23 protein-coding genes and 1 pseudogene are annotated in these 26233 nt (G+C 67.0%); 12 read left to right on the top strand and 12 right to left on the bottom strand.

Annotation, left to right across the window (positions count from 1 at the left end; translation table 11 throughout):
* The first annotated feature begins 4 nt into the window (after positions 1-4).
* A complete protein-coding gene (locus tag ACRWK7_RS00830; protein WP_431854265.1) occupies positions 5-145 on the top strand; it encodes a transposase domain-containing protein in 141 nt (46 codons plus the stop codon).
* Positions 146-182: 37 nt separating this feature from the next.
* Positions 183-584 (top strand): annotated as a pseudogene (locus tag ACRWK7_RS00825) (hypothetical protein); the annotation flags it as partial.
* A 182-nt stretch (positions 585-766) separates the two neighbouring features.
* Here the strand turns inward: ACRWK7_RS00825 and ACRWK7_RS00820 are convergent.
* Both ACRWK7_RS00820 and ACRWK7_RS00815 read right to left on the bottom strand, forming a co-directional pair.
* The gene (locus ACRWK7_RS00820; RefSeq protein WP_431854263.1) at positions 767-1270 is read right to left on the bottom strand and encodes a rhodanese-like domain-containing protein; all 504 of its coding nucleotides are present in this window, start codon (positions 1268-1270) and stop codon (positions 767-769) included.
* 140 nt (positions 1271-1410) lie between these two features.
* Positions 1411-1920, bottom strand: coding sequence for a hypothetical protein (locus ACRWK7_RS00815; RefSeq protein WP_431854262.1), 510 nt, complete (start codon positions 1918-1920; stop codon positions 1411-1413).
* A 256-nt stretch (positions 1921-2176) separates the two neighbouring features.
* On the opposite strand from ACRWK7_RS00815, the gene ACRWK7_RS00810 reads away from it, so the two are divergent.
* From ACRWK7_RS00810 to aspT, 9 genes are all read left to right on the top strand, one after another.
* Positions 2177-2836 carry a hypothetical protein gene (locus tag ACRWK7_RS00810; protein WP_431854261.1) on the top strand — a complete coding sequence of 220 codons (660 nt, stop codon included), beginning with the start codon at positions 2177-2179 and terminating at the stop codon, positions 2834-2836.
* Between the two features lie 150 nt (positions 2837-2986).
* Entirely contained in the window at positions 2987-3550 is a 564-nt protein-coding gene (locus tag ACRWK7_RS00805; RefSeq protein WP_431854260.1) for a hypothetical protein, read from the top strand.
* Positions 3551-3552: 2 nt separating this feature from the next.
* Positions 3553-3969: a hypothetical protein gene (locus ACRWK7_RS00800; protein WP_431854259.1), complete on the top strand. Its 417-nt coding sequence runs from the start codon at positions 3553-3555 to the stop codon at positions 3967-3969.
* 110 nt (positions 3970-4079) lie between these two features.
* Complete coding sequence (locus ACRWK7_RS00795; protein ID WP_431854258.1) at positions 4080-4436, top strand: transposase; 357 nt, start codon at positions 4080-4082, stop codon at positions 4434-4436.
* On the top strand, positions 4336-4896 hold the full coding sequence (locus ACRWK7_RS00790) for a transposase (RefSeq protein WP_431854257.1): 561 nt from the start codon (positions 4336-4338) through the stop codon (positions 4894-4896). The genes ACRWK7_RS00795 and ACRWK7_RS00790 overlap by 101 nt, the downstream gene beginning before the upstream one ends.
* Before the next feature lie 231 nt (positions 4897-5127).
* Positions 5128-5757 (top strand): hypothetical protein, encoded by a 630-nt coding sequence (locus ACRWK7_RS00785; protein WP_431854256.1) that lies wholly within the window; start codon positions 5128-5130, stop codon positions 5755-5757.
* A 24-nt stretch (positions 5758-5781) separates the two neighbouring features.
* Positions 5782-8535: an aminotransferase class I/II-fold pyridoxal phosphate-dependent enzyme gene (locus ACRWK7_RS00780; RefSeq protein ID WP_431854255.1), complete on the top strand. Its 2754-nt coding sequence runs from the start codon at positions 5782-5784 to the stop codon at positions 8533-8535.
* Between the two features lie 51 nt (positions 8536-8586).
* Entirely contained in the window at positions 8587-10284 is a 1698-nt protein-coding gene (locus ACRWK7_RS00775; protein WP_431854254.1) for an aspartate:alanine exchanger family transporter, read from the top strand.
* 27 nt (positions 10285-10311) lie between these two features.
* Positions 10312-11988, top strand: a complete 1677-nt coding sequence (gene aspT / locus ACRWK7_RS00770) for an aspartate-alanine antiporter (protein WP_431854253.1) — start codon at positions 10312-10314, stop codon at positions 11986-11988.
* A 604-nt stretch (positions 11989-12592) separates the two neighbouring features.
* On the opposite strand, the gene ACRWK7_RS00765 is transcribed toward aspT, so the two are convergent.
* The 10 genes from ACRWK7_RS00765 to ACRWK7_RS00720 form a co-directional block, all read right to left on the bottom strand.
* Positions 12593-15139, bottom strand: a complete 2547-nt coding sequence (locus ACRWK7_RS00765) for a multicopper oxidase domain-containing protein (RefSeq protein WP_431854252.1) — start codon at positions 15137-15139, stop codon at positions 12593-12595.
* Positions 15140-15854: 715 nt separating this feature from the next.
* The gene (locus tag ACRWK7_RS00760) at positions 15855-17066 is read right to left on the bottom strand and encodes a serine hydrolase domain-containing protein (protein ID WP_431854264.1); all 1212 of its coding nucleotides are present in this window, start codon (positions 17064-17066) and stop codon (positions 15855-15857) included.
* 5 nt (positions 17067-17071) lie between these two features.
* Positions 17072-18016: a phytanoyl-CoA dioxygenase family protein gene (locus ACRWK7_RS00755; RefSeq protein ID WP_431854251.1), complete on the bottom strand. Its 945-nt coding sequence runs from the start codon at positions 18014-18016 to the stop codon at positions 17072-17074.
* 20 nt (positions 18017-18036) lie between these two features.
* Positions 18037-18741 (bottom strand): ABC transporter ATP-binding protein, encoded by a 705-nt coding sequence (locus ACRWK7_RS00750; RefSeq protein ID WP_431854250.1) that lies wholly within the window; start codon positions 18739-18741, stop codon positions 18037-18039.
* Between the two features lies 1 nt (position 18742).
* Positions 18743-19462: an ABC transporter ATP-binding protein gene (locus ACRWK7_RS00745; protein WP_431854249.1), complete on the bottom strand. Its 720-nt coding sequence runs from the start codon at positions 19460-19462 to the stop codon at positions 18743-18745.
* Positions 19462-20439, bottom strand: coding sequence for a branched-chain amino acid ABC transporter permease (locus ACRWK7_RS00740; RefSeq protein WP_431854248.1), 978 nt, complete (start codon positions 20437-20439; stop codon positions 19462-19464). Before ACRWK7_RS00740 ends, ACRWK7_RS00745 begins: the two co-directional genes overlap by 1 nt.
* A gap of 2 nt (positions 20440-20441) precedes the next feature.
* The gene (locus tag ACRWK7_RS00735; protein WP_431854247.1) at positions 20442-21323 is read right to left on the bottom strand and encodes a branched-chain amino acid ABC transporter permease; all 882 of its coding nucleotides are present in this window, start codon (positions 21321-21323) and stop codon (positions 20442-20444) included.
* Between the two features lie 61 nt (positions 21324-21384).
* Complete coding sequence (locus ACRWK7_RS00730) at positions 21385-22647, bottom strand: ABC transporter substrate-binding protein (protein ID WP_431854246.1); 1263 nt, start codon at positions 22645-22647, stop codon at positions 21385-21387.
* Positions 22644-24227, bottom strand: a complete 1584-nt coding sequence (locus ACRWK7_RS00725; protein ID WP_431854245.1) for an AMP-binding protein — start codon at positions 24225-24227, stop codon at positions 22644-22646. Before ACRWK7_RS00725 ends, ACRWK7_RS00730 begins: the two co-directional genes overlap by 4 nt.
* The gene (locus ACRWK7_RS00720; RefSeq protein ID WP_431854244.1) at positions 24220-25059 is read right to left on the bottom strand and encodes a phytanoyl-CoA dioxygenase family protein; all 840 of its coding nucleotides are present in this window, start codon (positions 25057-25059) and stop codon (positions 24220-24222) included. The genes ACRWK7_RS00725 and ACRWK7_RS00720 overlap by 8 nt, the downstream gene beginning before the upstream one ends.
* A gap of 201 nt (positions 25060-25260) precedes the next feature.
* On the opposite strand from ACRWK7_RS00720, the gene ACRWK7_RS00715 reads away from it, so the two are divergent.
* Positions 25261-26199 carry a helix-turn-helix domain-containing protein gene (locus tag ACRWK7_RS00715; RefSeq protein ID WP_431854243.1) on the top strand — a complete coding sequence of 313 codons (939 nt, stop codon included), beginning with the start codon at positions 25261-25263 and terminating at the stop codon, positions 26197-26199.
* The last annotated feature ends 34 nt before the right edge of the window (positions 26200-26233 follow it).

The following is a 26233-nucleotide window of genomic DNA, read 5'->3' as shown; positions in this document are numbered from 1 at the left end:
GCTCATCGAAACCGCCAAGAGCAATGGGCACAACCCGCGCCTCTGGCTGACCCGTGTCCTGGAGACCTTCGGGCGCGACCGCGACCTCACCGACTACGATGCGCTCCTGCCCTGGAGCATGGCGCCGGAGCCCGCCACTGCCTGAGGGACGTTCCGCGGCCGCTTACACGCGCTCCGATCCAATGTACGCGGGCTACCGTTTCCCTGCTGAGGTGATCAGCTATGCCGTGTACTTGTACTTCCGCTTTCCGCTGAGCCTGCGCATGGTGGAGGAAATGCTGGACTTGCGCGGCATCATGGTCAGCCACGAAACCGTCCGCCAGTGGGGCCGGAAGTTCGGCCAGGCGATTGCCACCCGCATCCGCCAGCATAAGGGGCTGAACAACCGTGCCGAGAACTTGCCTCAGCCGACCCGGCGACGCGAGCGGCAGATGAAGCGCTTCAAGTCAGCCCGTCAGGCGCACCGCTTCCTATCGATCCACGAGCCGATCCATGACCTCTTCCGCCTCCGCCACGATCACCTCACCGCCTCCGAGTTCCGAACCGCCCGGCTCCAAGCCTTCGCTGCCTGGGCCGAGGTCGCCCGCGCGCCCTTGCCCGCGTAAGCTCCCGGTCCACCGGCTATGCCCGCTCAAACCGCGCCGCCTTTCATCACCGCCGCCAACGAGTTGACGGTGCCCCGGCACCGGCCCATGATTCAACGGTATAGGCAAATGTGCTGCACGCCTCTCCGGAGGGGGCGCCTCCGGAGAAGCGCACTCAAACATCACCACTGATCGCGGTCTATGCGTTCCACCGGAAGCCCAGCCGCCTTCCACGAATCCACACCGCCCCGGTACCAGCCAACGTTGGCGTAGCCGAGGCGCTGGGCGCGCAGCGCAGCATTGTAGGACAGCCAGCACTCCGAACTTAGGCAATAGAAGACCACCGGCTTGGTTTTGTCGCCGCCCGTCAGCTCATCCAAGCGCTTCGCCATGCGCGCTTGGGTCGGGTCGTCGAAGCCGGCCCCCTGTCCTGCGCCGCTTAACCACACGGAGCCGGGCAGCGCGTTAACCCAGGAGCCGGTGAGCACATTGATCAGGACCGGCTTGCTATTGCCCTGGAGCGATTGGGCAAGGGCATGGGTAGCGACCACCTTGGCACCGGGCAAGGTGACCGGAGTCGGCGCATGATAACTGCCTTTGCGAATGATATCCTGAGGAGCAACCCCCCAGTCCTTATCCTCGGCGCTAAAAGGACGCGCCTCAAGCTGCGATGCCACCTGGGTCATTGGTTGATTGGAGGTGCTCGAAGCTTGGCAACCGGCAAGAAGAAGTGACGACGTAGCGATAAAAAATGCAAGCCTTTGCATAATAGCGGAGGCTCCTCTTCCTGAGAACCACCAAAACATCGTTGTCCGGAACCGCGTCCTTAGCTTGACGCCTTGGTCAGCGTGAGATCGGCACGGCCACGACCGGTGATGACCTGTCCTTCCATCGCACCCGGCTTCGAAATCGAGTGCGCCTCAACTCGACCGGACGCTGCATCGAAGAGGATGCTGTAGCCGCCGTTTGTGACTTCGACGTCGATGTCGGTCGGACGCCCGCGCCCGTTGGAACGCTCGCTGGCGGTGTAACCCTTTGCCTTGAGGGTATTGTTACTCAATCCCTTGGTTACGCTCTCGATGGCAAGAGTGATTTTCACGCCACCGGTGCCGGCACCGTTTGCGCTGCCGTTCCAAATACCCGCGAGTTCTTTAGCGACATTGGCCAAGCGCGGATCACCGGAGGTAACCGATGGATCGATTGTCGAACGGAAGTCGGAGCCGATGATCTTTGTCTCGCTGCCCGCCCCGGACGTGGTCTGGCAGGCAGACAGAGCGGCAGCGGCGGCCAGCAGGCTAATGGTGCCGAAACGACCCAGACCGTTCAAGATGCGCATTTATATGAGATCCTATTCTTGTTGCTGCCCGGCGGCCCTACCGGGGGCGTCGAGGCTGCAACTTAGTAGAGCAATTTTTAAAAGCAATCTAACATTTGGGAAAAGCTGGAGTGGCTGCTCAGCTTCGGCTTTTATGAGTTGCTCAGGATCGCGTATATGGACGCGCCATCCATCGTAACCGAGGAGGCCATTACCGACGCCATCGCTGAGCCAAGGTGAGAGGGTCCCGGATCGCACCACCACCGGTAGAACCTTCATGCGCCTTATCCAGTTCACTACCCGCAGAGTCTCCGCGCTGGCGTTCGGCGCCGCTCTGCTGGGCGGCTGCCAGACGGCGCTCAAGAAGGCTGTCGTTCCCGGCGAGCCTGTGGCTCTCGCTCCGGCGGCGTTCCGGTGCCCACCGATGGGCACTGTGGTCGAGTACGAGGCCGGGCGCACCATAACCTACCTCGCCCAGGAACAACCAGACGCCTGCCTCATCACGAATGGCGCGCGCACCCAGTCCATGATCTACAACCTCGTCCCCGCGGACCGCCGCGCTGCCGACGCGCTGCGCTCGGTGCTGAGCAAGCTGTGGCCGCTCCAGGTCGGCAAGGCCGTGACCTCCGAGCGCGACCCCTTCCTCACGGGCAACGACGACATCGACGCCAAGTTCGTTACCGGCGTCGATGAGACCATCACCGTGCTCCGGTCCGAACGCCTGATCACACCAGCAGGTACCTTCGACACCTATGTGATCGAACGCGCCTACACCAGCCTGTATGGAAACAGCGCCGGACGGTATTACTACTGGTACGAGCCGCAGAACGGGCTTCTGCTCAAGGGGCTGTACGAACGCGATTCAGGCGTCAACAAAGTACGGGCGCCGAACATGACCGCTCAGCGCGTCCAGGTCGGCGCCGGCCACAGCCAATAATCTCAAGATCCGCAGATCATGACCGATGCTGTTTTACCATCTGCTCACGGTGATGATCGATTGACGTAATTTGGATCGAGGGGCGCTCAAGAATTCCATTGCCTCGATTCTCGCAAGGTACTGACTTAGTGCCGTGCTTGAGCGTCTCCCTTGGTCACGCTGCACCGTCCCCGTCCAATGTCCTGGATCATTGCCGAAAATGCTGTATTTGGTGGTAGCTGCTGTTGCCAGTTCCACAAGAGGCTCGTCGTGTCGCTTTCCCGTTTTGCATGCGCCGCCCTGGTCACGCTCGTCCTGACCGCCTGCCAGACCGTCGGCGGGGAAACCCAGCCCAAGCGGTTTTCGACCGCTGTCGACCAAGTTGCTGTGACACCGTCCTCGAAAATCACGGTGGTCTACGTTGGCGCGTACAACTGCCCCTACTGCCTCAGCTGGGAGTCGGCGAAGGACTCGGTCATTGCTCGTCTGCGCGCCAAAGGCGTCGAATACCGCGAGGCCGTGTCACCCTCCTACAGCAACACCTCCGCCCCCTACTACTGGCCCGACGACCTGAAGTGGATTACCACGCAGAACGCCGCCTTCGTGGCGCGTGGCACGCCGCGTTTCCTGGTCCTGGTTGACAACGCGATCGTCGCGAATCAGGTTGGGCTGGGCAACTTCCCTGAGGACTACATCAACCAGCTCGTGGCCGCGCGGACGCCGAAGGCGAACTGACCATGCGCTCACCGTTCACCCCTGCGGTGCTGGCCCTCGCGGCGGCCCTCATGACCAGCGGCGCCTACGCCGGCCCGTTTGGGACCACCCCCGACGTTAACCTTACCTGCCAGCGCGAGCCGGCACAGGTGGTCGTGATTTTAACTCCCGGCCCAGAGGTGCAGATCAACGCCGAGTACGGCGTCACTGTGACGCCGACCAAGAGCGACACCAGCGCCTGGGGCATCTCGCTGCCGATGGTCAGCAAGGGCGACAGCGACTACTTCCCAGGCAGCGTCCGCCTTGTTCTGCCGCTCGACGGCGCCGTCAGCCCTCCGTCATTACACGTCGAGTACGCCTATTGCAGCAAGGCCGGCGTGTGTATGCCCGAGGACGCGGACATTGTCTGTGCCGCCGCGCCGAACGCCACCGCCTCCTGATCCTCCTGCAACGGACCGCCCCTTGTTCGGGATGAATTAGGCAGTGTCTGACGGAGCGGGCGTGTTGGAACTGTTGGAAGCGGTAGCCCCCTCCAGCCGGAGTGGCCGCGATGCGCCGCCATGAACTCTCGGACGCCCAGTGGGCGCTGGTATCCGAGTTGATGCCGCCTGATGGCTGCCCTGGCGGGCGATGGCGCAGCCACCGTGACGTCGTCAACGGACTGTTCTGGACGCTGAACGCCGGCATGCCCCGGCGCGACGTTCCGGCGCGCTATGGGCCGAGGCAGACCATTGACGACCGCTTCGTGCGTTGGCGGCGCAATGGCTTGTTCGGCCGGCTGCTGGAGCGTCTGCACCTGCGCCTGGATGAGCAGGGACGGATCGATTGGGATGTCTGGTGCGTGGACGGCACCAACATCCGTGCCACCCGGGCCGCCGCCGGCGGCCGAAAGGGGGGATGCCGCTGAGCCGGACGATCATGCCCTTGGCCGCTCGCGCGGCGGCTTTGGCTCCAAGATCCATCTGGTGACCGACGGCAGCGGGCTGGCCCTGGCCGTTCTGCTGACCGGCGGGCAGGCGGCCGAGGTGCCCTGCCTGCAGGCGTTGCTCGCCGCGGTGCGCTCCGACCGCTCGCCGACCTATCTGATCGGCGACCGGGCCTACAGCCGCCGCGCGGCGCGCACGTGGCTGCTGATAGCTCGCCATGATCCCGCCCGTCCCGACAGGAGCGGCGGTGTACTCGGATCCCCGGACCCTGTCTCGCTCACCGGCGGGCCCTTCCATCGCGCAATGAATCATCAAAGTGCGCACGCAGTCAAAACGTCTCGACTCCGTGAACGCGCATATATGCTCGAAACAGCCGATGGGCGTGCGCACGGTGTTGGCGACGGCATCTTTCTCGGATCCCTAGGGTCCGTCGAAAAATAACCACCGTATGTATAGAAAATGCGGTCGATGGTCAGAGTGACAGTTACCGTATCTGCGTAAACCGTTGCACCCTTCGACGGCGCATGTGAGGCGCGCACCATCCATTGGGAGCCCCCTGGCGGCCTTCATGCCCCGGCGTTCGTCCCGAACGCCCGATGGAGGGCCAGGGCAAGCAACCAGCAAGCTATCCGGGGCGAGCCATCGGGAGAGGCCGGTTGGTGCAGGAGGAGCATGATGACCGTCCGCCGCCACTTCCCACGTCTCGTCAGCCCACGTCTCGTCAGCATCGCCGCCCTCCTCACAGCCTGCTTCCTGTCGATCTCCCTCCCGCACTCGGCGGCCGGGCAAACCGCCCTCACCAACATCATTCCGCAGGACGCGGCCATCACCGCTCATGCCAAGATCACTGCCCTCGACCTTGCCCGCCGACAGGTCACGCTGACAGGACAATCGGGCGCGCGGGTAACCGTCCAGGCCGCCCCTGCCGTACGTCTCGAAATGCTCAAGGTCGGCGACGTGGTGGATGCCCAATACCACCGCTCCGTCGCCTTCCTCATCTTCCCCCCGAACACGGCGGCACCGGAAGGCGAGATCGAGCGAACGATCGCCCGTCCGGCCGACGTGCCGGGCGGGTTGGGCGTCCAAGCGGCGCGCGTAGGCGGTCTGGTGGTCGGCGTTGCCCCCGGCGCGCACAGCCTGCACGTCGTCGATCCCACGGGCGGCGCGGTCTTCACCGTCAATGTGACCGATCCCGACCGGCAGGCTGCCCTGCCAAAGCTGAAGGTCGGCGGCATCATCACCGCCGTGATCAACGAGGCCCTCGCCGTGACCATCCAGCCGGCGACCAAAGGCCTGTTCTGAGCATCCGCATCAAGGGGTTCGACCATGAGCTTGGATCAAGACACCACCCTGCCACTCGACCATCTCGTATCGACCATGGAGGCCCGCCTGGACGCTTGGCGCGTCTTGAACGCCGCCTGCCGCGCCTGGGCCGCGACCGGGGATGAGACCGCCAAGCAGGCGGTGGAGCATCAGCTGCGCTGTCTGCGCTCGCTGGAGGAGTTCTACGCCTTTCCCGGCCGGCAGCTCATGGGCAATCTGGCCGAGCTGGCGGCGGAAGGGGAGGCGGCCGGCGCGGCGCGGCTGAGTGCGCGGTTGAGCACCGCGCTGTTGTCGAAGTCCTACCACAGCAATCCCGGCGAATGGGACGGCGACGAATCCTCGCTGGACAACGCCGACCGTCTGCCGCCCGCCTTGGACGGAAACGGCGGCGACGTGCATCGGCCGTACTTCGAGGTTCTGGTCGTCACTCCGACGCCGCAGGCCAAATGGGCTGAGGTGAGCCGCGAGATGCGCCGACTGCGCCGTCGGCAGGACCCGTTCGTCTACGAACTGGTGATCGTCGGCAGTTTCGAGGATGCGGCACTGGGTGCCGTTCTGAACCCCGCCATCCAGGCCGTGGTCGCCTATGACGGCTTTCCCTTTGCGTCGCAGCACGACGTGCCGCTGCTTCACCGGTTCCTGCAGGCGCATGTGCCGCCCGGCGCCGCCGACCTGACCGGCGAGGCGATGACCCCGGCGCTGGTGCGGATGCTGAAGAATCTGCGGCCGGAACTGGACCTCTATCTGCTCAGCGACCGCAAGGTCGAGGAGATGGCGGCCAACCCCGAACTCGCCTGCGTGCGCCGCGTCTTCTACGAGGTGGAGGAGCCGCTGGAGATCCACCTCAGCATCCTCAAGGGTATCAACGAGCGCTACGAGGCGCCGTACTTCGACAACCTCAAGAAATACTCGCAGCGCCCGATGGGCACCTTCCATGCGCTGCCGGTCGCCCGCGGCAAGTCGATCTTCAAGTCGAACTGGATCCGCGACATGGGCGAGTTCTACGGACTCAACCTGTTCCTGGCGGAATCCTCGGCCACCACCGGCGGCCTGGACAGTCTGCTGGAACCGACCGGCCACATCAAGACCGCGCAGGAGAAGGCGGCGCGCGCCTTCGGTGCCGATCGCGCGTTCTTCGTCACCAACGGCACCTCGACCTCCAACAAGATCGTCGAACAGGCGCTGCTGCGCCCCGGCGACATCGTGCTGGTGGACCGCAACTGCCACAAGTCGCACCACTACGGCATGGTCCTGGCCGGCGCCCGGCCCGTCTACCTCGAGGCCTATCCGATGATGGAGTACTCGATGTACGGCGGGGTGCCGCTGCGCACCATCAAGAAGGCGCTGCTCGACCTCAAGGCGGAGGGCAAGCTGGATCGTGTCCGCATGCTGCTGCTCACCAACTGCACTTTCGACGGCCACGTCTACAACGTGCGCCGGGTCATGGAGGAATGCCTGGCGATCAAGCCGGACCTGATCTTCCTGTGGGACGAGGCGTGGTTCGGCTTCGCCCGCTTCTCTCCCTTCTTCCGCCAGCGCACCGCCATGGGTGCGGCGGCGCTGATCAAGCGGGCGATCGCCGGTTCCGACTACCGCAGCGCGCTGGAGGCTCAGCGCCGCGAGGTCGGCGCCGATCCGGATCCCGCCGACGTCCGTCTGCTCGACCGCCGCCTCGTGCCCGATCCGGATAAGGTGCGGGTGCGCGTCTACCAGACCAACTCGACCCACAAGTCCATGTCCGCGCTGCGCCAGGGATCGATGATCCTGGCCTGCGACCAGGACTTCCATCACATCGAGGAAGCCTTCCACGAGGCGATCTTCACCCACACCTCGACCTCGCCGAACCTGCAGATCATCGCGTCGCTGGACGTCGCCCGGCGCCAGATGGAGCTGGAAGGCTACGAGATGGTGATGAAGGCGACCCAGCTGGCCCTGATCATCCGGCGCGAGGTCAACCGGCACCCCTTGGTGTCGAAGTACTTCCGGGTGCTGGACCTGGGCGAGATGGTCCCGGCGGACCTCCGACAGACCGGATTGGAGAGCCTGACCAGCACCGACTGGACCAAGGCCATCGAATCCGTTTGGAACGATGAGTTCGTCCTCGATCCCACACGCCTCACGCTGGTGTGCGGTTCGGCCGGGTTCGACGGGACTGCGTTCAAGGGCCTGCTCGCCGAGAAGTACGACATCCAGATCAACAAGACGTCGCGCAACAGCATCCTGCTGCAGACCAACATCAACAACACCCGCAGCGACGTCGCCCACCTCATGAAGGTGCTTGTGGACATCGCCACCGGCATCGAGGAACGGCTCGCCGCGGGCGGCGAGGAGGCGGTGGCCGCCTTCCAGGGGCGCGTCGCGGCGCTGATGAAGGACGTGCCGGACATGCCGAACTTCAGCCGCTTCCACGACCATTTCCGCGAAGATCCGCACAGCACGACGAGCGAGGGGGACATGCGGTCCGCCTTCTACCTCGCCTACGACGAGGCCTCCTGCGAGCACGTGAAGCTCAACAGCCGGGAGATCGACCGCCGGCTGAAGAACGGCCCGGAGCTGGTCTCCGCCAACTTCGTGATCCCCTATCCGCCGGGCTTCCCGATCATGGTGCCCGGGCAGGTCATCACCGCGGAGACGATCGAGTTCATGCGCAAGCTCGACGTCAAGGAGATCCACGGGTACCAGGCCTCCCTCGGGCTGAAGCTGCTGAACCCGAAAGCCCTGGTGGCGCAACCGGTGATGCGGATCGAGGTGGCGTAGGCGGAACGCCCGCCGATCGCCTGTCTGACCCGGCTGGAAAAGAGGTGCGTGATGGATGCGTTCTTCCAGTTCCTTCAGGCCAACCCGTTCATCCTGCTGTTCTTCACCGTCGGCGCCGCAGTCGGCGTCGGCCGGATCAGCATCAAGGGCTATGGGCTGGGCATGGTCGCGGCCGCCATCGTGGTCGGGGCCGGCCTTTCCATCTGGGCGTCGGTCTACGGGGTAAAGCTCCAGCTCAACGAATGGGCCAAATCGCTCTTCTACTACCTGTTCATGTACGGGGTGGGGCTGCGCGTCGGCCCCAGCTTCGTCAACAGCCTGAAGGGCGACGGCCTGAAGTTCGTCGTCCTCTCCTTCGTCTCCTGCTTCGTCGGTCTGGCCATCATCATCGCCGGGGTGCGGATCTTCGATCTTCCTCCGGGGACTGCGGGCGGCATTCTGGCCGGTTCGCAGACGATGTCGGCCGCCATCGGCTCGGCCGAGCAGGCGGTAACCGCCGGCGCCGTCACCCTGCCCCCCGGCACCACGCCCGAGCAGGCCAGCGGCATGATCGCGCTGTCCTACGGCATCACCTACATCTGGGGCACGGTCGGCATCATCCTGATCTGCAAGTACCTGCCGCGGTGGTGGGGTGTCGACGCCAAGGCCGCCGCCGTCGAGTACGAGCGGACCCACGGCGTGCAGAACGTGGACGACACCGGGCTGACCGGCTACCGTCCGTTCGGACTGCGCGCCTACCGCGTCGAAGGCGCCGACGTGATCGGCCATACCATCGCCGAGTTCCGCAACAAATACCCGATGTACCGCGTCGGCAACGTCCAGCGTGGCGGCCGATCACTGGGCGCCGCCGCCGACGTGGCGCTGGAACGTGGTGACGTGGTGGCGCTGGGCGGCCGGCTGGAGGATCTGACCGTCCACATGGGCGTGATCGGTCCCGAGGTCGCCGACAGCGACGCGCTGAACATCCCGCTCGACCAGGCCGAAATCCTGGTGACCCGCAAGGAGGTGGAGGGCAAGCGTCTGATCGACTTCCGCCAGACCGAGCTGGCCGGGCAGATCCAGTTGGGCGGCATCGAGCGTGGCGGCGTCCCCATCCCCATCGGCACCGACACCAAGCTGCAACGCCTCGACGTGCTGAGGGTGGTGGGGCTGAAGGCCGCCGTTGAACGCGCCGCCACCATCATGGGCCGCATCGCCCGCCCCAGCACGGCCACCGATCTGCTGACCCTGTCCGGCGGCATGATCCTGGGCTTCCTTATCGGCCTGATCCAGTTCCCGGCCTTCGGCGCCTCGGTGGGGCTGGGCAATGCCGGCGGGCTGCTGGTGTCCGGCGTCATCGTCTCGTCGGTGGTGTCCCGGCTGCGCTTCTTCGGCAACACGCCGAACGCCGCCCGCAACGTGCTGGAGGACATGGGGCTGGTGGTGTTCGTCGCCATCGTCGGCGTGAACGCCGGAGCGGCGCTGCTCTCGCAGCTCACCGGCGCCATTGCGCTGAAGATCTTCCTGGTGGGCTTCATCGCCTGCTCAGTGCCGCCTTTCGTGGTGTGGGCGCTGGGCTACCACGTCTTCAAGATCAACCCGGCGGTGCTGATGGGCGGCGTGGCCGGTGCCCGCAGCCATTCCGGCCCGGCCCGCGAAGCCGCTAAGGAGATCGACAGCTCCGTCCCCTGGATCGGCTTCCCGGTCGGCTACGCCATCTCAGGCATCCTTCTGACCGTGCTCGGCTACTTCGCGATGATTCTGGCTTGAGACAACGCTTCGACCCAGGAGGACATCATGGACTGGATCGGCAACCTGTTACGCCATCATCCGGAGCTGGCCGTCTTCCTGGTGCTGGGGCTCGGTTACTGGATCGGGAGCTTTCGCCTCGGGCCGATCACCCTGGGGCCGGTCACCGGCGCGCTGTTCGCCGGCCTTCTCGTTGGCCAGCTCGGGATCCCCGTGTCGGACACGGCCCGCTCGCTCCTGTTCCTTCTGTTCCTCTTCGGCAACGGCTACGCGGTTGGACCGCAGTTCTTCCAGTCCCTGCGCGGCGATGGTCCCAAGGCTCTGGCGCTGACGGTGATCCAGTGCAGCGTGGCGCTCGGCGTCACCGTCCTCCTGTCCAAACTCCTGCGCCTTGACCCAGGCATGGCGGCGGGCCTGTTGACCGGCAGCCTGACCCAGTCGTCGGCCCTGGGCGCCGCGGTGGAGGCCATTAAGGAACTCCCCCTGACGGAGGCTGAGCGGCAGCTGATGTCGGCGCGGGTCGCCATCGGTGATGCGCTGACCTACATGTTCGGCACGTTGGGGGCCATTTTGTTCATCAGCCAAGCCGGCCCACGCCTGCTTGGAATCGATCCGCGACAGGAGGCGCAACGGCTTGAGGCCGAACTTGGCGTGAAAACCAAGCCGCCGGGTCTGATGAGCGCCTACACCATCTTCATCGCGCGCGCCTTCCGGCTCGACCGTCCCGAGCTTGCCGGACACACCGTCTCCGACCTGGAGAAGCAGGCGCCCAAACGTGTCGTGATCAACCGCATCCGGCGCGGAGACAGCATCATCGACGCGGCCCCCGACACCGCTCTGGCACAAGGCGACGTGCTGACGTTGACCGGCCGGCGGGCATGGGTCATGGAGATCGGCCCCACCCTAGGCCATGAGACCGACGACCCGGCGGTGCTGGATTTTCCCGTCATCCAGGCCCGGCTGGTGGTCACCAGCGCCTGGGCCGAGGGCAAAACGCTCCAGGAACTCAGCGCGTCGCCCGAAACCCGGGGTGTCTTCGTCCGCCGCATAACGCGGCTCGGGGAGACGATCCCGGTGCTGCCGGAAACGCGGATCAACCGCGGCGATCAGTTCGAAGTCATCGGCGGCGAGCCCGAGGTGAAGCGCGCCGGGCAGACGCTTGGCCGCGTCGAGAGCGAGACCCTGACCACGGACATGAGTGCGGTTGGGCTCGCGATTGCACTGGGGGCTCTTGCGGGCCTGCCGCAGCTGATCGTCGGTCCCCTGCATATCGGCCTTGGTACCAGCGTCGGCGCGCTGCTGGCCGGCGTGATCGTGGGGTGGCTGCATTCCCGCCATCCTGGTTTCGGCCAAGTACCGCCGGCGGCGCTGGACCTCATGCGCGTCGCCGGGCTGGCCGCCTTCGTCGGCATGGTGGGCATGCAGGCCGGGCCCCATTTCGTCGAGGCCTTGCTGGAATACGGCGTCGCGGTCGTATTGGGTGGTGCCGTCTGCACGTTGGTGCCGCTTCTGGTCGGAACGCTCGTCGGGCGATACGTCCTTGGACTCAGTCCGCTGCTCGCCCTTGGCGCGGCGGCCGGGGCACAGACCTCGACCCCGGCGCTCGCTGCCCTGCAGGATCGTTGCGGCAGCCCGGTTGCCGTTCTGGGCTATACGGTGCCCTATGCGATCGGCCAGATTTTGCTGACGGTCTGGGGGTCGGTCATCGTCGGTATTCTGACGTGAGCGGGACGACGGTTCACGGCAGCGTGTTGCAAGGAGGCGACGAGGACAAGAGATCGGCCGCTCCCGGTGACGGCTCAGGCGATGCGGGCCGGGTGAAACTCTTGCACTGAGACGGCACCGGCCTGGTTCTCATTTCGAAGAAATTGGAAGCCGGTCAGGAACCCTTCAGGCGCCGTCGGTATAACAGGAGCGCCGGCCGCATCGGCCCGTGGGGGCAGCGTCCGGGCGGCGATCGCCTCCGGTGTCCCCACACACCGCCAGCTCACCGCTCCGGCGCAACGCCGCATCGAAGGTCGCCCAGTTGTCCACACGGAACCGGCCCTTGGGGATCTTGTGGCGGTGGGGCTCATTGGCCTTGTACGGCATCTGGCTCTCGGTTCCAGCAGGGCTGCCGTCCTACCCGCCAACCCGTCGCCTGCCAGTCTCCGAACGATTTTCGCACCAATATCCCAAAGTGCCGAAGAGCCCCATTCCGATGCAGGTTGACACGATTCACACATTGATAGACACCGCAATTGCGGGAACTACCTCACGGTCGCGCTAACTTGGTGACCCAAAAGCCAATATTCCAAAACCATCGGTTACACATCCCGCTCGAACTCTATCACACAAACCGGACATCACTGGCGAGCAGGGCATCCTTAGTTACACCCAGGAGCGTGACGGAACTCTCCAAGCCGCCAATCGGGTCGATAAAGCTGATGACCGCATTGCCGGCGGTGGTGGTCGTGTGTGCGAGCAATGAGTCCGGGCCGCCGTCGAAGGCAGCGAAGATGCGGCTGTCGACTTCAAGTCTGTCTTCATTGACATCAAAGCCGCGGATAACGTCACGACCAAACGCAATCGTGTTCATTCCCTGTTCGCGGTAGTAGAGAAAGGTGTCCGCTCCGAGGCCGCCGTTCAGGTCGTCATCGCCCAGTCCGCCCCAAAGCGTGTCGTTGCCCTCTCCTCCCAGGATCGTGTCGGCTCCAGCCCCGCCGGTCAGGAAATTAGCGGACACGTTGCCTGTAATACGGTCACTGCCCGAACCACCAAGCACGTTCTCGATGGAGACCAAGGTGTCGCGTCCGATATCGGTGCCTGACGCCGTTCCGGCGCTCAGGTCTACCGAGACCGGTGTCCGGATCGAGCTGACGTCGTAGGTATCCAAACCAGAGCCGCCATCGTAGGCGTCGTTGCCGTCGCCGAGCGTCGCAATAATCCGGTCGTCGCCTGCTCCGGCGAATACCCGGTCGTTGCCCTTGCCCGCTGTGATGGCATCGATATCGATCGTGCCGTCCAGTTTCTCCGGCCGATCGGTCCCCTGCACCGTGTTGATGGTGTAGAAGGGGCGCATCATCTCATTGTCCTCATGGGACAGGATGTGGCAGTGCCAGACGTACTCGCCGGGCAAGTCGAACTTCTCGATGATGCGCAGCATCTCGCCGGGTGCAACCCACACCGTGTCCTGGCTGCCGGTGTCCTCCGGGCGGAGCGGTACGGAGGCTGATGGGTCATAGTCGTTGCCGAGATAGCCGTCTCCGTTGAGGTCGGTGTCCGCCATCCGATACTTCCCAAGCACCTGGAACTGCACCTGGTGCAAGTGGATGGGATGGGCGTCCGCGGTGTTGTTGTAAATCTCCCAGACCTCGGTTGAGCCGCGCAGCGGATCCTCTGAGATGGGGTCGTCCCACATGCGCGCGCCAAACTTCACGGGCCGGCCGGAAATGTCGGTGGTGTCCTCGGCGGTTCCGAGCATCGGCATGATGTGCCCGTCCTCGGTCTCACTCTCGAACAGGCCGAGCTTGCGAACCGGGGTTGTGCCGAGGTCGACCGATGCCGCAAGGTCGCGATAGGCGGCGTTGAGCAGTGTGCCGTCCTGCACGGTGGCGAGCGGGGCCGGCGCGTTGCCGGTGGCCTGGAAGCGCATCACCTCGCCCACCGACGTTCCTTGAGCGGAACGGGCATCGCCGTCGAGGATGGTGGATCCGTCCGCGTTCAGCCCCTGAAACGGTGTCCAGGCCGGGCCGAAATTCTCCAGGGTAACCGCATCGCCGGGCGCCAGCTTCGAGAAGTCGAGTACCACGTCAACGCGGTCGCCGGGGGCGAGGACAATCTGCTCGTTCTGGGTGTGCTGGCCGTCACCATTGTCGATGGTGATGGCGCGGGGAAGCAGACCGCCATCGGTGCCCACCAGCGTCATCTTCACATTTGGGTTGTCCAGACACAGCGTGTAGAAACGCGAATCCGATCCGTTCAGAAGGTGGAAGGTATAGGTGGTCCGATCCACGTCCATTTTCGGCCACGCCTTGCCGTTGACCAGCAGGAAGTCGCCAAAGAACTCAGGTGTGGCGAACGGATAGCCGTGGCTGCCGGGGAAGTCGTCGGCGACCGTGCTTCCATTGCCGGGGAGCGGGTCGTCCGCCGCATTGCCGGGCCGGTAAAGCTGCCCATCAGCGGTGAAGGCGCGGTCCTGGATTGCCGCACCGAACTCGTGCGCAGCATCGGGCAGAACGTTGGGCGGCGGGTTCGCCCGGCGCTGGTCGCCGAGGCCCGGAAGGTTCCCCATGAGTTGGTTGATGGTGTCGTCGCGCAGCAGGTAGAAGCCGGCAGTGCCCATGTACACATTGAGTCGGGTCACGCCCAGTGCATGGTCGTGGTACCAAAGCGTGGCACCGGATTGGCTGTTGTCATAGGTATAGGCGCCGGAGTCCTGCCCCTGTGTGATGACGGACTCTGGAAACCCGTCGAACGCCGCCTGCGTGTGGCCGCCGTGCAGGTGGGTGGCAATGGGCACTTGGCCACCCGCGTAATCCACGTTGGCCACGTGCAGCGTAGAGTCGAGCGGAATGTACCCGGGGTAGCCGGTGGCCGGCAGTTCATTGCGCCACGTTATATTTATCGGCGTGCCTGACTTGGCAACGATGGTGGGGCCAGGGTAGGAAGGCGTGAAGGTGACGCGCTTGCCGTTGATGCTCTCCACGCCGTATCCCCAGACCGTAGTCACGGCTCCGAGCGGCGAGCCGTCGTCGCCGTAGAGGCCCAGGTCCTGGCAGACTTGCCCGACGCCGATCACGAAGCTGCCGCCCCGTGTGGCGTCGAGGACAGTCGGCACAGCAAAATCATTTGTGAATTTGGGCTGCGTTTCTGCATCGAGAAGCTCGACCGCCATTTTCCACTCCCCGTTCTTTGGAAAAGGCATGCGGTATTGCACAGCACACACCGCGTGCCGATTCAGTTGTTTCTTGGCAAACAACATTAGCAAGCCCGCCAATCCCAAATTATTGGATTGGCGAAACACCGTGGCAATCCGACGAAAGGTGCTCTAGCTTTGAAAGCCTCGCAGGCTTTCCTATACTGACAAGGCAATTGGCCCTTGAGAAGACGCTAATACCCTTACTTTTTTACTTCAATTGACAAAATGGGGTAATGCATTGATGTGATGGGGTGGTGGGGAGGGCTGGGTGCAGCACGGTGTATCGAGGACGCTTGGCCCAATCATGTCGTCTCCGGATGGTCCATTGCTCCCGGGCTTCTGGACAGCGGCCCGCAGCGCGTCGAGATCGGCGGCCGGACCTTGGGCAAAGTTGCGCCGCGCCGTGGTGGATGCCGCCTCCAGCCAAGCAGCGAGAGACCTTGCGCTGTGCCGGCGCGAGGCCATCGGCGCACCACTGCGCAACCATGCGGCAGCGCGCCTGCCGACGTGTGTCGGCGGTGCTGTGCGCGGTTTCTCCACGTCCGGCGTGGAGCCGGGAGAGCGCGGGCGAACACCGGCGCCGCGGCAGGCCGATCTCCCGCAAGATCACCTGATCGTCAGCGGAACAGGGGGAAGCCGTCAGAACGCCGGGTTGCGCACCAAAATCCATACACGGTGGATGAACCGCGCGTCAGGCGGCCACCAGGCACCGGCCAAGCGCATCGACGAGAGTCTGGCCGCGCTCGTTCAGCAGGAGCCCGCCTCCCATGCGGTTCATCGTGTAGCCGAAGCTCAGGCCGTCGCCGGGGTCGGCGAAGCCCAGCGACCCGCCCGCACCGACATGACCGAACGCCCCCGGCGGCAGAACGGCGCTGTCGAGGCCACGGCAACGGTTGTCCATGGAGCGCATGAACCCGGCCGCGAAGCGCGTGGGTATGCGCAGCGTGGCGTCATCGTGCGTCGCCGAGGAGATCTCGGCCATCGCGCGAACCGTGTCCATGCGCAACAGCGGGCCGCCACCGGTCGCCAGCGGTGCGTAGAACCCGGCCAGGGCGCGGGCGTTGGCGACGCCGTTGGCGGCGCCGATCTCCGCCGCGCGTCCGGTGCGGCTGTTGAAGCCCTTCGGCCGCCAGCCGCCTGTGTTGAGGAAGTAGAGCGCCGACACCGAATCCGGCTCGGCCGCGACCGCCGCCTCGAAGCGATTGGCCGGCAGCCCCTTGGCCGGGCGGTAGGGGATGATGGGGGCGACGCGCGGCTCCTCCGCCTCCGGTAGCCCGATCCAGTAGTCGAGACCGAGCGGTCCGGCGATCTCCTCGGCGAAGAACCGGCCCAGCGACCGGCCGGAGACGCGGCGCACCACCTCGCCCACCAGCCAGCCGAAGGTCAGCCCGTGATAGCCGGTGCGCGTGCCCGGCTCCCAGAACGGCGCCTCCGCGGCCAGCCGGCCCGCCATGTGCTCCCAGTCGAACGCCGCGCCGTCCGGCAGCGGGGCGCGCAGCGCCGGCACGCCCGCCGTGTGGTCGAGCAGCATGCGCACGGCGGTCCCGCCCTTGCCGGCCTGCGCGTACGCCGGCCAATAGGCCGCCACCGGCGCATCCAGGTCGACGCGCCCACGCTCCGCCAGCAGGTGCAGGCACAGCGCGGTCGCCGCCTTGGTGTTGGAGAAGACGATGGAGACGGTGTCCTCCTCCCACGGCCGTCCGGTGTCGGGGTCGGCGAGGCCGCCCCACAGGTCGACCACGCGCTCGCCGTGCTGCACGACGCACAGCGAGGCTCCGACCTCGTCGCGCTCGTGGAAGTTGGCGACGAACGCCGCGGCCAGCGGCGCGAAGCGCGGGGCGACGCCGCCGCGCACCGTGCCACCGGGCACCGCCGCCTCGAAGGGCTGCATGGCGGGCCGCATGGCGCTCACCGCTGCTCCGGCGCGCGCGCCGAGAAGCCGAGGAGGTAGCGCGTGGTCGGCGACAGCCGCGCCGCCGTCGCCGGGTCCATGGTCGACACGAAGTCGGTGAAGCCGCGCAGCCAGGAGCGGTTGTAGTTGCACAGGATGGCGCGGCGCGGCCGGTCGGTGTCGTTGGGGCCGGAGCGGTGCCAGGTGTTCGACAGCCAGATCGCCACCGAGCCGGCGGGGGCGGTCAGCACCTTCTCGTCGTCGCGCGGGCCTTCCGACCAGGGCGGCGACTTGCGGAAGCGGTGGCTGCCGGGGACCACGCGGGTGGCGCCGTTGTGCTCAGTGAAGTCGTCGAGCAGCCAGACGTTCTGCACCGTCAGCGGAAACTCGGGCAGCGGCTCGGGGATCTGGCCGAGCGGCGCATCGACGTGCCAGGCGCCGCCGCCGGTGTGCGGGCCGATGCTGGTGGCCTGGAAGTCGTGCAGGTTGCAGTCCTCCCCCAGCACGTGGCGGACGAGGCGGAGCACCACCGGGTTCTCGATCAGCGAGGCCATCTCCGGGGCCTTGTTGACCAGTTGCCAGACGCGCTGCGAGCCGTCCTGGTCGAACAGGGTCGGCAGGTGGATGAAGTTCTTCGACACCTTGCCGTACGGCACCGGCCAGGGTGTGTAGGCGTTGCGCGCGCGGTCGTGGCGCATGCGGGCCAGCAGGCGCTCCACCTCGGCCTCGCTGACCGTGTAGTGCTTGCGGTAGTAGTTGCCGATCTCGGCGTCCTCCGGCCGCTCCTCACCGCCGCCGGGGACGGGGGGATGCTCGCGCTCTTGCGCCATCAGCGCATCGACGGTGTTGCGGTAGCGCTCCAGCTCGTCCGGCGCCAGCACGTTCTCGATGACGGCGTATCCGTCCTCCTCCAGCTGGCGCTGGACGCGGTCCAGGTCGATGGTCGGCATGACAAGCGACATTCAGTGTCCTCCCAGGGGGCTCATTGTCCGAGATAGGCGGCCTTCAGGCCGTCGTTGGCCAGCAGCTCGGCGCTGGTGCCGCTCAGCACCACGCGCCCCTGCTCGATGACGTAGCCGCGCGCCGAGATCTTCAGCGACCGGCGCACGTCCTGCTCGACCAGCAGGATGGTGACGCCCTCCGCGTTGATGTCGGGGATGCGCGCGAAGATCTCCTTGACGATCACCGGCGCCAAGCCGATGGACGGCTCGTCCAGCAGCAGCAGCTTCGGCCCGGTCATCAGCGCCCGGCCGATCGCCAGCATCTGCTGCTCGCCGCCGCTGAAGGAGCGGGCGAACTGCCGCCGCCGCTCGCGCAGGCGGGGGAACATGCCGTACACCCAGTCGAGGTTGCGGCGCGCCCGCGCCGGGTCGCGCAGGATGTCGCCGCCCACCATCAGGTTCTCCTCCACCGACATGTGCGGGAACAGGCGGCGGCCCTCCATCACCTGGGCGAGGCCCAGGCGCGCCACGGCGTGCGCCGGGCGGCCGGTCAGCCGCTCGCCGCGGAAGCGGATCTCGCCCCCGCTGGCGCCCAGCGTGCCCATGATGGTGCGGATCAGCGTCGTCTTGCCGGCGCCGTTGGCGCCGACGATGCTGACGATTTCCCCTTCCTCGACGGCCAGCGACACGCGGTGCAGCACGCGCACGTCGCCATAGCCGGAGCTGACCTGGTCGATCTGCAGCATTTCAGTCCTCGTCCTCTCCCAGGTAGGCGGCGATGACGTGCGGATCGGCGGCGACGGTCGCCGGATCGGCGTCGCAGATCTTGCGCCCGTGTTGGATCACCACCGCGCGGTCGCAGAGCTGCATCACCGCGTGCATGTTGTGCTCGACCAGCAGCACCGTGGTGCCGTCGCGCCGTATGGCGCGGATCAGCTCGATCATCCCCGTGGTTTCCACCGGCGTCAGCCCGGCCATCACCTCGTCGAGCAACAGCAGGCGCGGCTGCGTCGCCAGCGCCTTCGCCACCTCCAGGCGCTTGCGCCCGGCCAGCGTCAGCGTGCGCGCCGGCTGCTCCAGCCGGTCGCCCAGCCCGACGCGCTCCAGCACCGCGGCCGCCTGCTCGCGCGCCCGTTCCCGGTCGGGGTGGCGCAGGAACGCGCCGACCATGACGTTGTCCAGCACGCTCATGTCGCCGAACGGCCGCACGATCTGGAAGGTGCGCGCCAGCCCCAGGCGGCAGATTGCCGGCGGCGGGTGCCCGTCGATGCGCTTGCCGGCGAACCACACCTCGCCGCGCGAGGTCGTGTGGAAGCCCGAGGCCATGGCGAACAGCGTCGTCTTGCCGGCGCCGTTCGGCCCGATCAGGCCGACGATCTCGCCCTCTTGGACGGTGAAGGAGACCTCCTCGATGGCGCGCAGGCCGCCGAAGTACTTGGCCACGTTGCGGTATTCGAGCAGTTCCATCACGCCACCTCCACACCGGTGCGGACCGCGGCGCGGCGCGTGGTCGCACGGCGGATCAGGGCGACCAGACCGCGCGGCTCGAACCGGATCACCACCATCAGCAGCAGGCCGTACAGCATCATCGCCGCGCCCGGCGCCCCGTCGGTGAGGGCGCGCGCCACCTCCTCGGCCGGCAGCAGCAGCAGCGCGCCCAGCACCGGCCCCCACAGCGTGCCGCGGCCGCCGATGATGCAGATCACCGCGATCTGCACGCTGAGGTGCCCGCCGAACACCTTGTCCGGGCTGATGAACAGCACGTACTGCGCATAGAAGGTGCCGCCCGCCGCGGTCAGCGCCGCGCTCATCATGGCGGCCAGCAGCTTGCAGCGCCGCGCATCGACGCCGAGCGCCAGGGACGCCTCCTCGTCGTTGCGGATGGCGGTCAGGTAGTAGCCGAAGCGCGAGCGCAGCACCGCCCAGTTGGCGGCCAGGGCCAGCGCGACGAGCGCCACGGCGACGGCGTAGTAGAACTCCTTGCGGGTGTGCTGGAAGTACCAGGGGGCGTCGTGCAGCAGCCGCACCTCCAGCCCGCGCGGGCCGCCCAGCAGCTCGTGCGAGTTCTCGACGATCACCTTGAGGATGACGGCGGCGGCCAGCGTCGCCAGCGCGAAGTAGGCGCCGCGCAGCCGGAAGCACGGCAGCCCGATGACCGCCGCCGCGACGGTCGCCAGCCCCGCCCCGGCCAGCATGCCCAGCCACGGGCTGAGGCCGTAGGTGAGGAACAGGGTGGTCGAGGTGTAGCCGCCGATGCCGAAATACGCCGCGTGGCCCAGCGAGAGCTGGCCGGCGATGCCGCCGATGATGTTCCACGACAGCGCCAGATAGGCGTACAGCAGCGTCAGGATGACGATCGACAGCGTGTAGGGGTTGTTGAACAGAACCGGCAGCAGCGCCAGCGCGGCGACCAGAGCCGAGGCGAGAACGATGTCGCGACGCATGCTCACGCCTCCTCCAGTCCGAACAGGCCGGCCGGCCGGAAGTACAGCACGCCCAGGAAGATCGCGAAGATCAGCGCCTCGGAATAGGTGATCGGCAGGAACTGGGCGCCCATGGACTCGATCATCCCGACCAGGATGCCGCCCCAGAACGCCCCGCCGACCGAGCCGATGCCGCCCAGCACCACCACCACGAAGGCGCGGATGCCGTAGGAGTCGCCGATGAACGGATCGACCGGCACGACGGTGAGCAGCAGGCTGCCGGCCACGCCGAGCACCGCCAGCCCCAGCGCGAAGGAGACCTGGTAGACGGTGCCGCTGTTGATGCCCAGCACGCTCGCCGCCTCGCGGTCCTGGCCGGTGGCGCGGATCATGCGGCCGACGCGGGTGCCGCGCAGGAAGCCGACCAGCAGCAGCGTCACCGCGCAGGACACCACGAACCCGGCGACCTGCGGGTAGGTGAAGATCAGGTCGCCGACCATCACCACCTCGTTGGACCAGTCGCCCGGCGGGCTCTGGAAGTCCGGCCCGGCGATGACCAGGAACAGGTTGTCGAGGAAGATCCACAGCCCCGTGGTGAAGATCAGCACGCCGATCGGCTCGCGCGTCGCCTCCTTGCGGTAGATGGGCTCGATCAGCCAGCGCTGGGTGACGTGGCCCATCGCGTACAGGGCCGCCATCACCAGCGGGATCACCGCCAGCGGGTGCAGCCCCAGGTGGCGGCATCCCCAGAGCGCCAGGTACATGGCGATCATCAGGAAGGACCCGTGCGCGAAGTTGATGATCTTCATCACGCCGAACTGCAGGCTGAGCCCGAGCGCGATGAGGCCGTAGACGGCGCCGCTGGCGATTCCGTTCAGCAGGGCCTGGGCGATGGTGCTGGTCATCGGCATCCGTGAGACAGGGAATGAGGACAGGGGGCGCCGGCCGGCGCCCCCGCTGGGCGCCTTACTTGCGCTCGCTCCAGGCCGGGACCGGCCAGGTCATCTCGAAGCCCTTGGGCGTCAGCTCAGACGGCCAGACCGTGTAGTACTTGCCGCCGACGATCTGCTGCACGGCGAAGCGCTTCAGCGTGTTCTGGTTTTTGTCGTCGAAGGCGACGTCGTAGCCGAGCAGCTTGGTGACGTCGTTGCCCTTCATGACGGTCTGCGCCAGCGCGTCGCGGATCGCCTGCGGCTCGGCCTTGCCGGCGCGCTCCAGCGCGTCCTTGAGGATCCAGACGTCGGCGTAGGCGCTGACGCTCAGCTCCGTCGGGTCGACCTTGTGCTCGGCGACGTACTCGTCCCAGAAGCGCTTGGCGAAGGGCGTGGTGATGGCGGACTCGTAGCCGGCCCAGCCGGTGGTGGTGAAGGTGTAGTCGGTGCCCTTCACGCCCACGGTGGGGATGAAGGTGCGGTCGACGTGGCCGGCGGCGCTGCCCAGCACCGCCATGGTGTCCACCTGCATCTGGCTGATCAGCTTCTGCAACTGGATGGCGTCGCCGGTGTAGGAGGTGACGGTGACGATGTCCGGCTTCGCCCCCTTCAGCTTGACCACCAGCGGCCGCAGGTTGGGCGCGTTCGGCGCGTAGGATTCGTCCAGGACCACCTCCAGGCCCAGCTCCTTGAAGCGGGCCCGCAGGGTCTTGGCGAGATCCTGGCCCCAGTCGGTGTTCTCGAAGACGATGGCGGCGGTCTTCGGCTTGCGGCCGGTCTTCTCGGCGGCCCACATCACGAAGTCCACGGTGCTGTCGGCGTTGCCCGACGACGGGATCTGGGTGGGGCGGAAGACGTACTTGAAGCCGCGTTCGGTGATGTCGGCCTTGGCCGCGAGATCGACGATCCACGGAACCTGGTACTTCTCCGCCACCGCGGTGGCCGGGAAGGTCACGTTGCTCTGGAAGGCGCCGATGATGGCCGGCACCTTCTCCACGGTGATCAGGCGTTCAGCCTCGGTGATGCCGACCTTGGGGTCGCCGCGGGTGTCGACCTCGACCAGCGCGATCTTCGCCCCGCCCATCGACTTGATGCCGCCCTCGGCGTTGATGTGCTTGATCGCCAGATGGGTGGCCCGGCTCATCTCCTGGCCGATGGACGCCGCCGCCGTGCCCGACAGCGGAATCAGGTAGCCGATCCGGACGGGCTCGGCCGCCAGGGCGGTCGAGGTCGTCAGCCCGGCGATGGCGCAGGCCGCGGCGGCCAGCGCGGTTCTCCACGAACGGTGCGTGTTCATTGTTTCCCTCCCATGGTGCGTTCTTCGTTGATGTCGTTGCCGATCGGCGCCAGCAGCCGGCGGGCGAGCTTGCCCACCCCGGTCTTCGGCAGCGCGTCGGTCAGTGCCAGCGCGCGCGGCACCTTGTAGCGGACGAGCGCCTTGCGGCAGTGCGCGACCAGCTCGTCCGGGTGCACCGTGGCGCCCGGCTTCGGCACCACGTAGACCTGGACGACCTGTCCGTAGTAGCCATCGGGCGCGCCGAAGGCGGCGGCGTCCTGCACCGCGGGGTGCTCGAACAGCACCTCCTCCACCTCGCGCGGGTAGACCTTGTAGCCGCCGACGTTGATGGTGTCGGCCTTGCGGCCGGTGATGAACAGGTAGCCGTCGCCGTCCAGGTATCCGATGTCGCCGGTGTGCAGCCAGCCGCCGCGCAGCGCCTCGGCGTCGGCGTCCGGGCGGTTGCGGTAGCCGGTCATGACGTGCGGGCCGCGCACGCGGATCTCCCCCGCCTCGCCGGGACCGAGGCAGCGGGCGCCGGTGTCGGCATCGACGATCTCAAGCTCGCTGCACGGCACCGCCAGCCCGACCGAGCCGGTCTTGCGCACGCCGTGCACCGGGTTGTAGCAGAGCACCGGCCCCGCCTCGGTCATGCCGTAGCCTTCCAGGATGGTGCCGCCGGTGGCGGTTTCCCAGTCGCGCAGCGTCGTCTCGGGCAGCGGGGCGGAGCCGGAGTAGCACCAGCGCAGGCTGGACAGGTCGGCCGCGGCCAGCCCCTCGTGCCGCAGCAGGCCGCGGTAGATGGTCGGCCCGGCCGACATCAGCGTCACGCGGTGGCGCTGGACGGCGTCGAGCACCCAGTCCGGCCGGTAGCGCGGCAGAAGCACCAGATGCGCGGCGGCGTAGCCGGCCAGATGCAGGCTCATGGACACCGCCGAGACGTGGAACAGCGGCATGGAGCACAACGCCACTTCGGCCCCCCGCTCGGTCGGCAGCAGCGCCTCCCGCTGGGCGAGGTTCACGGCGAGCTGTCGGTGCAGGATGTTGACGCCCTTCGAGCGCCCCGTGGTGCCGCCGGTGTACTGCAGCGTGGCGAGGCCGTCGTGGCTCGGCAGCTCCGCCGGCAGCCGGGCGGAGCCGTGCGCGTGCTCCAGCGCCAGCGCCGTGCCGCTGCTGCCGGCGCACACCACCGAGGACACGCCGAGGGCGGCGCACAGCCCGTGCACGTCCGCCGCGATGCTGGTGTCGTAGACCACCAGCCGCGGCTGGCAGTCCTCCAGCATGGCGCCGATCTCGCGCCCGGTGTAGGCGGGGTTGAGCGGCACCACCTGCGCCCCCGCGGCGTGCGCCGCGTAGGTCGCCACCACGAGGTCCAGCGAGTTGCCCATGACCAGCGCGATGCGCTCGCCGGGGCCGACCAGGGCGCGCCAGCGCTGCGCCAGCCCGGCGACGGCGCGCAGCAGGGCGGCGTAGGTCAGCGTGGTGTCGCCGAAGGTCACTGCGGGGCGCTGCGGGTGGCTGTCCGCCGCCTCCGCCAGCATGTGCACCACCGAGGCCGGTACCGGCGGCAGCGTGTCCAGCCCGGCCACGCCGTCAGGCACCGGCGCGGGCCGAGCGCTTGCGGTCGCTCGCCTCCCACACCATGGCGCGGGCGCGCTCGCGGCCCAGCAGTTCGATGGGGTCGCGGTTGTCGATGTGCCCGTACTGCCCCTTGTAGACGGAGTAGCCGCACAGCTCCTGCAGGCGCCGCGGGAAGCCCTGCGCCGTCTCCCGCGGGATACCGAGCAGCAGGTTCTCCTGCTGGCGCACCCAGCCGGCGCAGTAATAGCAGGACAGTGAGAAGCGGCGCCGGTCGGTGCGGTTGGTCCCGCCGGCGTGCCACAGCGCGCTGTCGAAGAGCATGACGCTGCCGGCCGGCATCTCCGCCGCCACGGTGTCGTAGACGCCGCCGTACTCCGGGGGATGGTCGTAGCGGTGGCTGCCCGGCACGATGCGGGTGGCGCCGTTCGCTTCGGTGAAGTCGGTCAGCGCCCACAGCGCGTTGACGGCGATCGGCACGTGCGGGCGCGGCAGCGGGATCTGCTGCGTGTCCTCGTGCATCGGCTGCGCCTCCTGCCCCGGGGCCAGCGTGATGGCGGTGAGGGAGGAGAGCAGCAGTTCCCGGTCCAGCACCGCCTCGGCCACCGGCAGGACGTTCTCGTGCAGCGGCACCGCCTGGAACGCCGGGTCGCGCGCCAGAAGGTTGTAGATGCGGATGGTCCGCAGCCCTTCGAAGCTTGTCTTGGCGAAGCCGACGCCCTGCTCGCGTTCGACGCGCTCCAAGGCTTCGATCAGGGTCGCGCGGGTGGCGGCGTCCGCCGCCCCGTCGATGATGGTATAGCCGTCGCGGGCGATCCGCTCGCGGTGCTCGGCGATCTGCTGATCGTTCAACATCCCCCCTCCGCCACCGTTGATTGTGGCCTCGGCGAAGGATGTGGTGTTTGCTTTGGGGTCGCATTGTGCGCCCGGTCCACGGAAATTGTGCGGGCCGTCCGAAGGGCGCGCGGGCGTACCGCCGCTTTGGTGTTGCCGAAGCACAGCCGGCCATGATCTGATGCGACGAAATGCCGCATAAGATGGCAGGTGAGAGGAAACATGCGCGCCACATGGACCACCCAGGACGTTCACAGCGACGAGCAGTTCGCCTATTGGCGGGAAGCCATCTGCAACGCGTTCGTGCCGCTCCAGCCGGAGGGGGAACAGGGATCCTTCGAGGGCCGGATCGACAGCGTTGCGCTGCGCTCGCTGCATGCTTCGGTGGTCGAGGCCGACGCGCACCCCGTCCACCTCACCCGCCGGGGCGTTCACGGGCAGAACGCGGTTTCGTTCTTCGCCAATCTCGTGCTGGACGGCGAGGTCACGGTTGAGCAGTTCGGTGAAACCACCTCCGTGCGCCCCGGCGACATCTATCTTCTCGACACCGCCTCGGCCTTCACGGTCACGTTCGGCTCACGCTTCCGGATCTTCTGCGTGACGTTGCCGGAGCATACGCTGCGCCCGCGCATGGGATCGCTGGGGCGGCCCGCCACCTCTGTTCTGCGCGGCGACTGTGGCAGCGGGCGCATCGCGTCGCTCTACATGCAGGCGCTGGAGTCCATCGACCCGAGGGAGTTGTCGGACATGCAGGACATGGCGGCCGACCAGCTCTCCGCTCTGATCGCCCGCGCGGTCAACCGCAGCCCCGACGAGCCGGGGGCGGAGAAGCGGGCCGGGCACCGTGGGGCCCTGCAACGCATTCTCGCGCATATCGACGCGCATCTGGCCGACCCGACGCTGTCCCCCGAGACAGCCAGCCAAGCCCTGCGCATGTCGCGCAGCTATCTCTACCAGATCCTTGGGGAGGCGGGGCAGACCTTCGCGGGGTACGTCCGCGACCGGCGCCTGGACGAGTGTCACCGCAGCCTGAGGACGAACCGGCACGCGTCGGTGCTGGAGATCGCCGCACGCTGGGGGTTCCACGACCAGTCATCCTTTGCGCGCATGTTCAAGGCGCGCTTCGGCTGCACACCACGGTCGCTGCGGGGAACGCCATAGCAAAAGCATGTCTGCGGTCGTCCTGAAGCGAGAC

This window comes from Azospirillum sp., from assembly GCF_050789165.1.
This window is presented reverse-complemented; position numbering and strand designations above follow the sequence as displayed.

Coding starts and splice junctions, on each gene's coding strand:
- ACRWK7_RS00820 (WP_431854263.1), bottom strand. CDS start 1,270: ATGACCCAGGTGGCATCGCAGCTTGAGGCGCGTCCTTTTAGCGCCGAG.
- ACRWK7_RS00815 (WP_431854262.1), bottom strand. CDS start 1,920: ATGCGCATCTTGAACGGTCTGGGTCGTTTCGGCACCATTAGCCTGCTG.
- ACRWK7_RS00810 (WP_431854261.1), top strand. CDS start 2,177: ATGCGCCTTATCCAGTTCACTACCCGCAGAGTCTCCGCGCTGGCGTTC.
- ACRWK7_RS00800 (WP_431854259.1), top strand. CDS start 3,553: ATGCGCTCACCGTTCACCCCTGCGGTGCTGGCCCTCGCGGCGGCCCTC.
- ACRWK7_RS00795 (WP_431854258.1), top strand. CDS start 4,080: ATGCGCCGCCATGAACTCTCGGACGCCCAGTGGGCGCTGGTATCCGAG.
- ACRWK7_RS00790 (WP_431854257.1), top strand. CDS start 4,336: ATGAGCAGGGACGGATCGATTGGGATGTCTGGTGCGTGGACGGCACCA.
- ACRWK7_RS00785 (WP_431854256.1), top strand. CDS start 5,128: ATGATGACCGTCCGCCGCCACTTCCCACGTCTCGTCAGCCCACGTCTC.
- ACRWK7_RS00780 (WP_431854255.1), top strand. CDS start 5,782: ATGAGCTTGGATCAAGACACCACCCTGCCACTCGACCATCTCGTATCG.
- ACRWK7_RS00775 (WP_431854254.1), top strand. CDS start 8,587: ATGGATGCGTTCTTCCAGTTCCTTCAGGCCAACCCGTTCATCCTGCTG.
- aspT (WP_431854253.1), top strand. CDS start 10,312: ATGGACTGGATCGGCAACCTGTTACGCCATCATCCGGAGCTGGCCGTC.
- ACRWK7_RS00765 (WP_431854252.1), bottom strand. CDS start 15,139: ATGGCGGTCGAGCTTCTCGATGCAGAAACGCAGCCCAAATTCACAAAT.
- ACRWK7_RS00760 (WP_431854264.1), bottom strand. CDS start 17,066: ATGCGGCCCGCCATGCAGCCCTTCGAGGCGGCGGTGCCCGGTGGCACG.
- ACRWK7_RS00755 (WP_431854251.1), bottom strand. CDS start 18,016: ATGTCGCTTGTCATGCCGACCATCGACCTGGACCGCGTCCAGCGCCAG.
- ACRWK7_RS00750 (WP_431854250.1), bottom strand. CDS start 18,741: ATGCTGCAGATCGACCAGGTCAGCTCCGGCTATGGCGACGTGCGCGTG.
- ACRWK7_RS00745 (WP_431854249.1), bottom strand. CDS start 19,462: ATGGAACTGCTCGAATACCGCAACGTGGCCAAGTACTTCGGCGGCCTG.
- ACRWK7_RS00740 (WP_431854248.1), bottom strand. CDS start 20,439: ATGCGTCGCGACATCGTTCTCGCCTCGGCTCTGGTCGCCGCGCTGGCG.
- ACRWK7_RS00735 (WP_431854247.1), bottom strand. CDS start 21,323: ATGACCAGCACCATCGCCCAGGCCCTGCTGAACGGAATCGCCAGCGGC.
- ACRWK7_RS00730 (WP_431854246.1), bottom strand. CDS start 22,647: ATGAACACGCACCGTTCGTGGAGAACCGCGCTGGCCGCCGCGGCCTGC.
- ACRWK7_RS00720 (WP_431854244.1), bottom strand. CDS start 25,059: ATGTTGAACGATCAGCAGATCGCCGAGCACCGCGAGCGGATCGCCCGC.
- ACRWK7_RS00715 (WP_431854243.1), top strand. CDS start 25,261: ATGCGCGCCACATGGACCACCCAGGACGTTCACAGCGACGAGCAGTTC.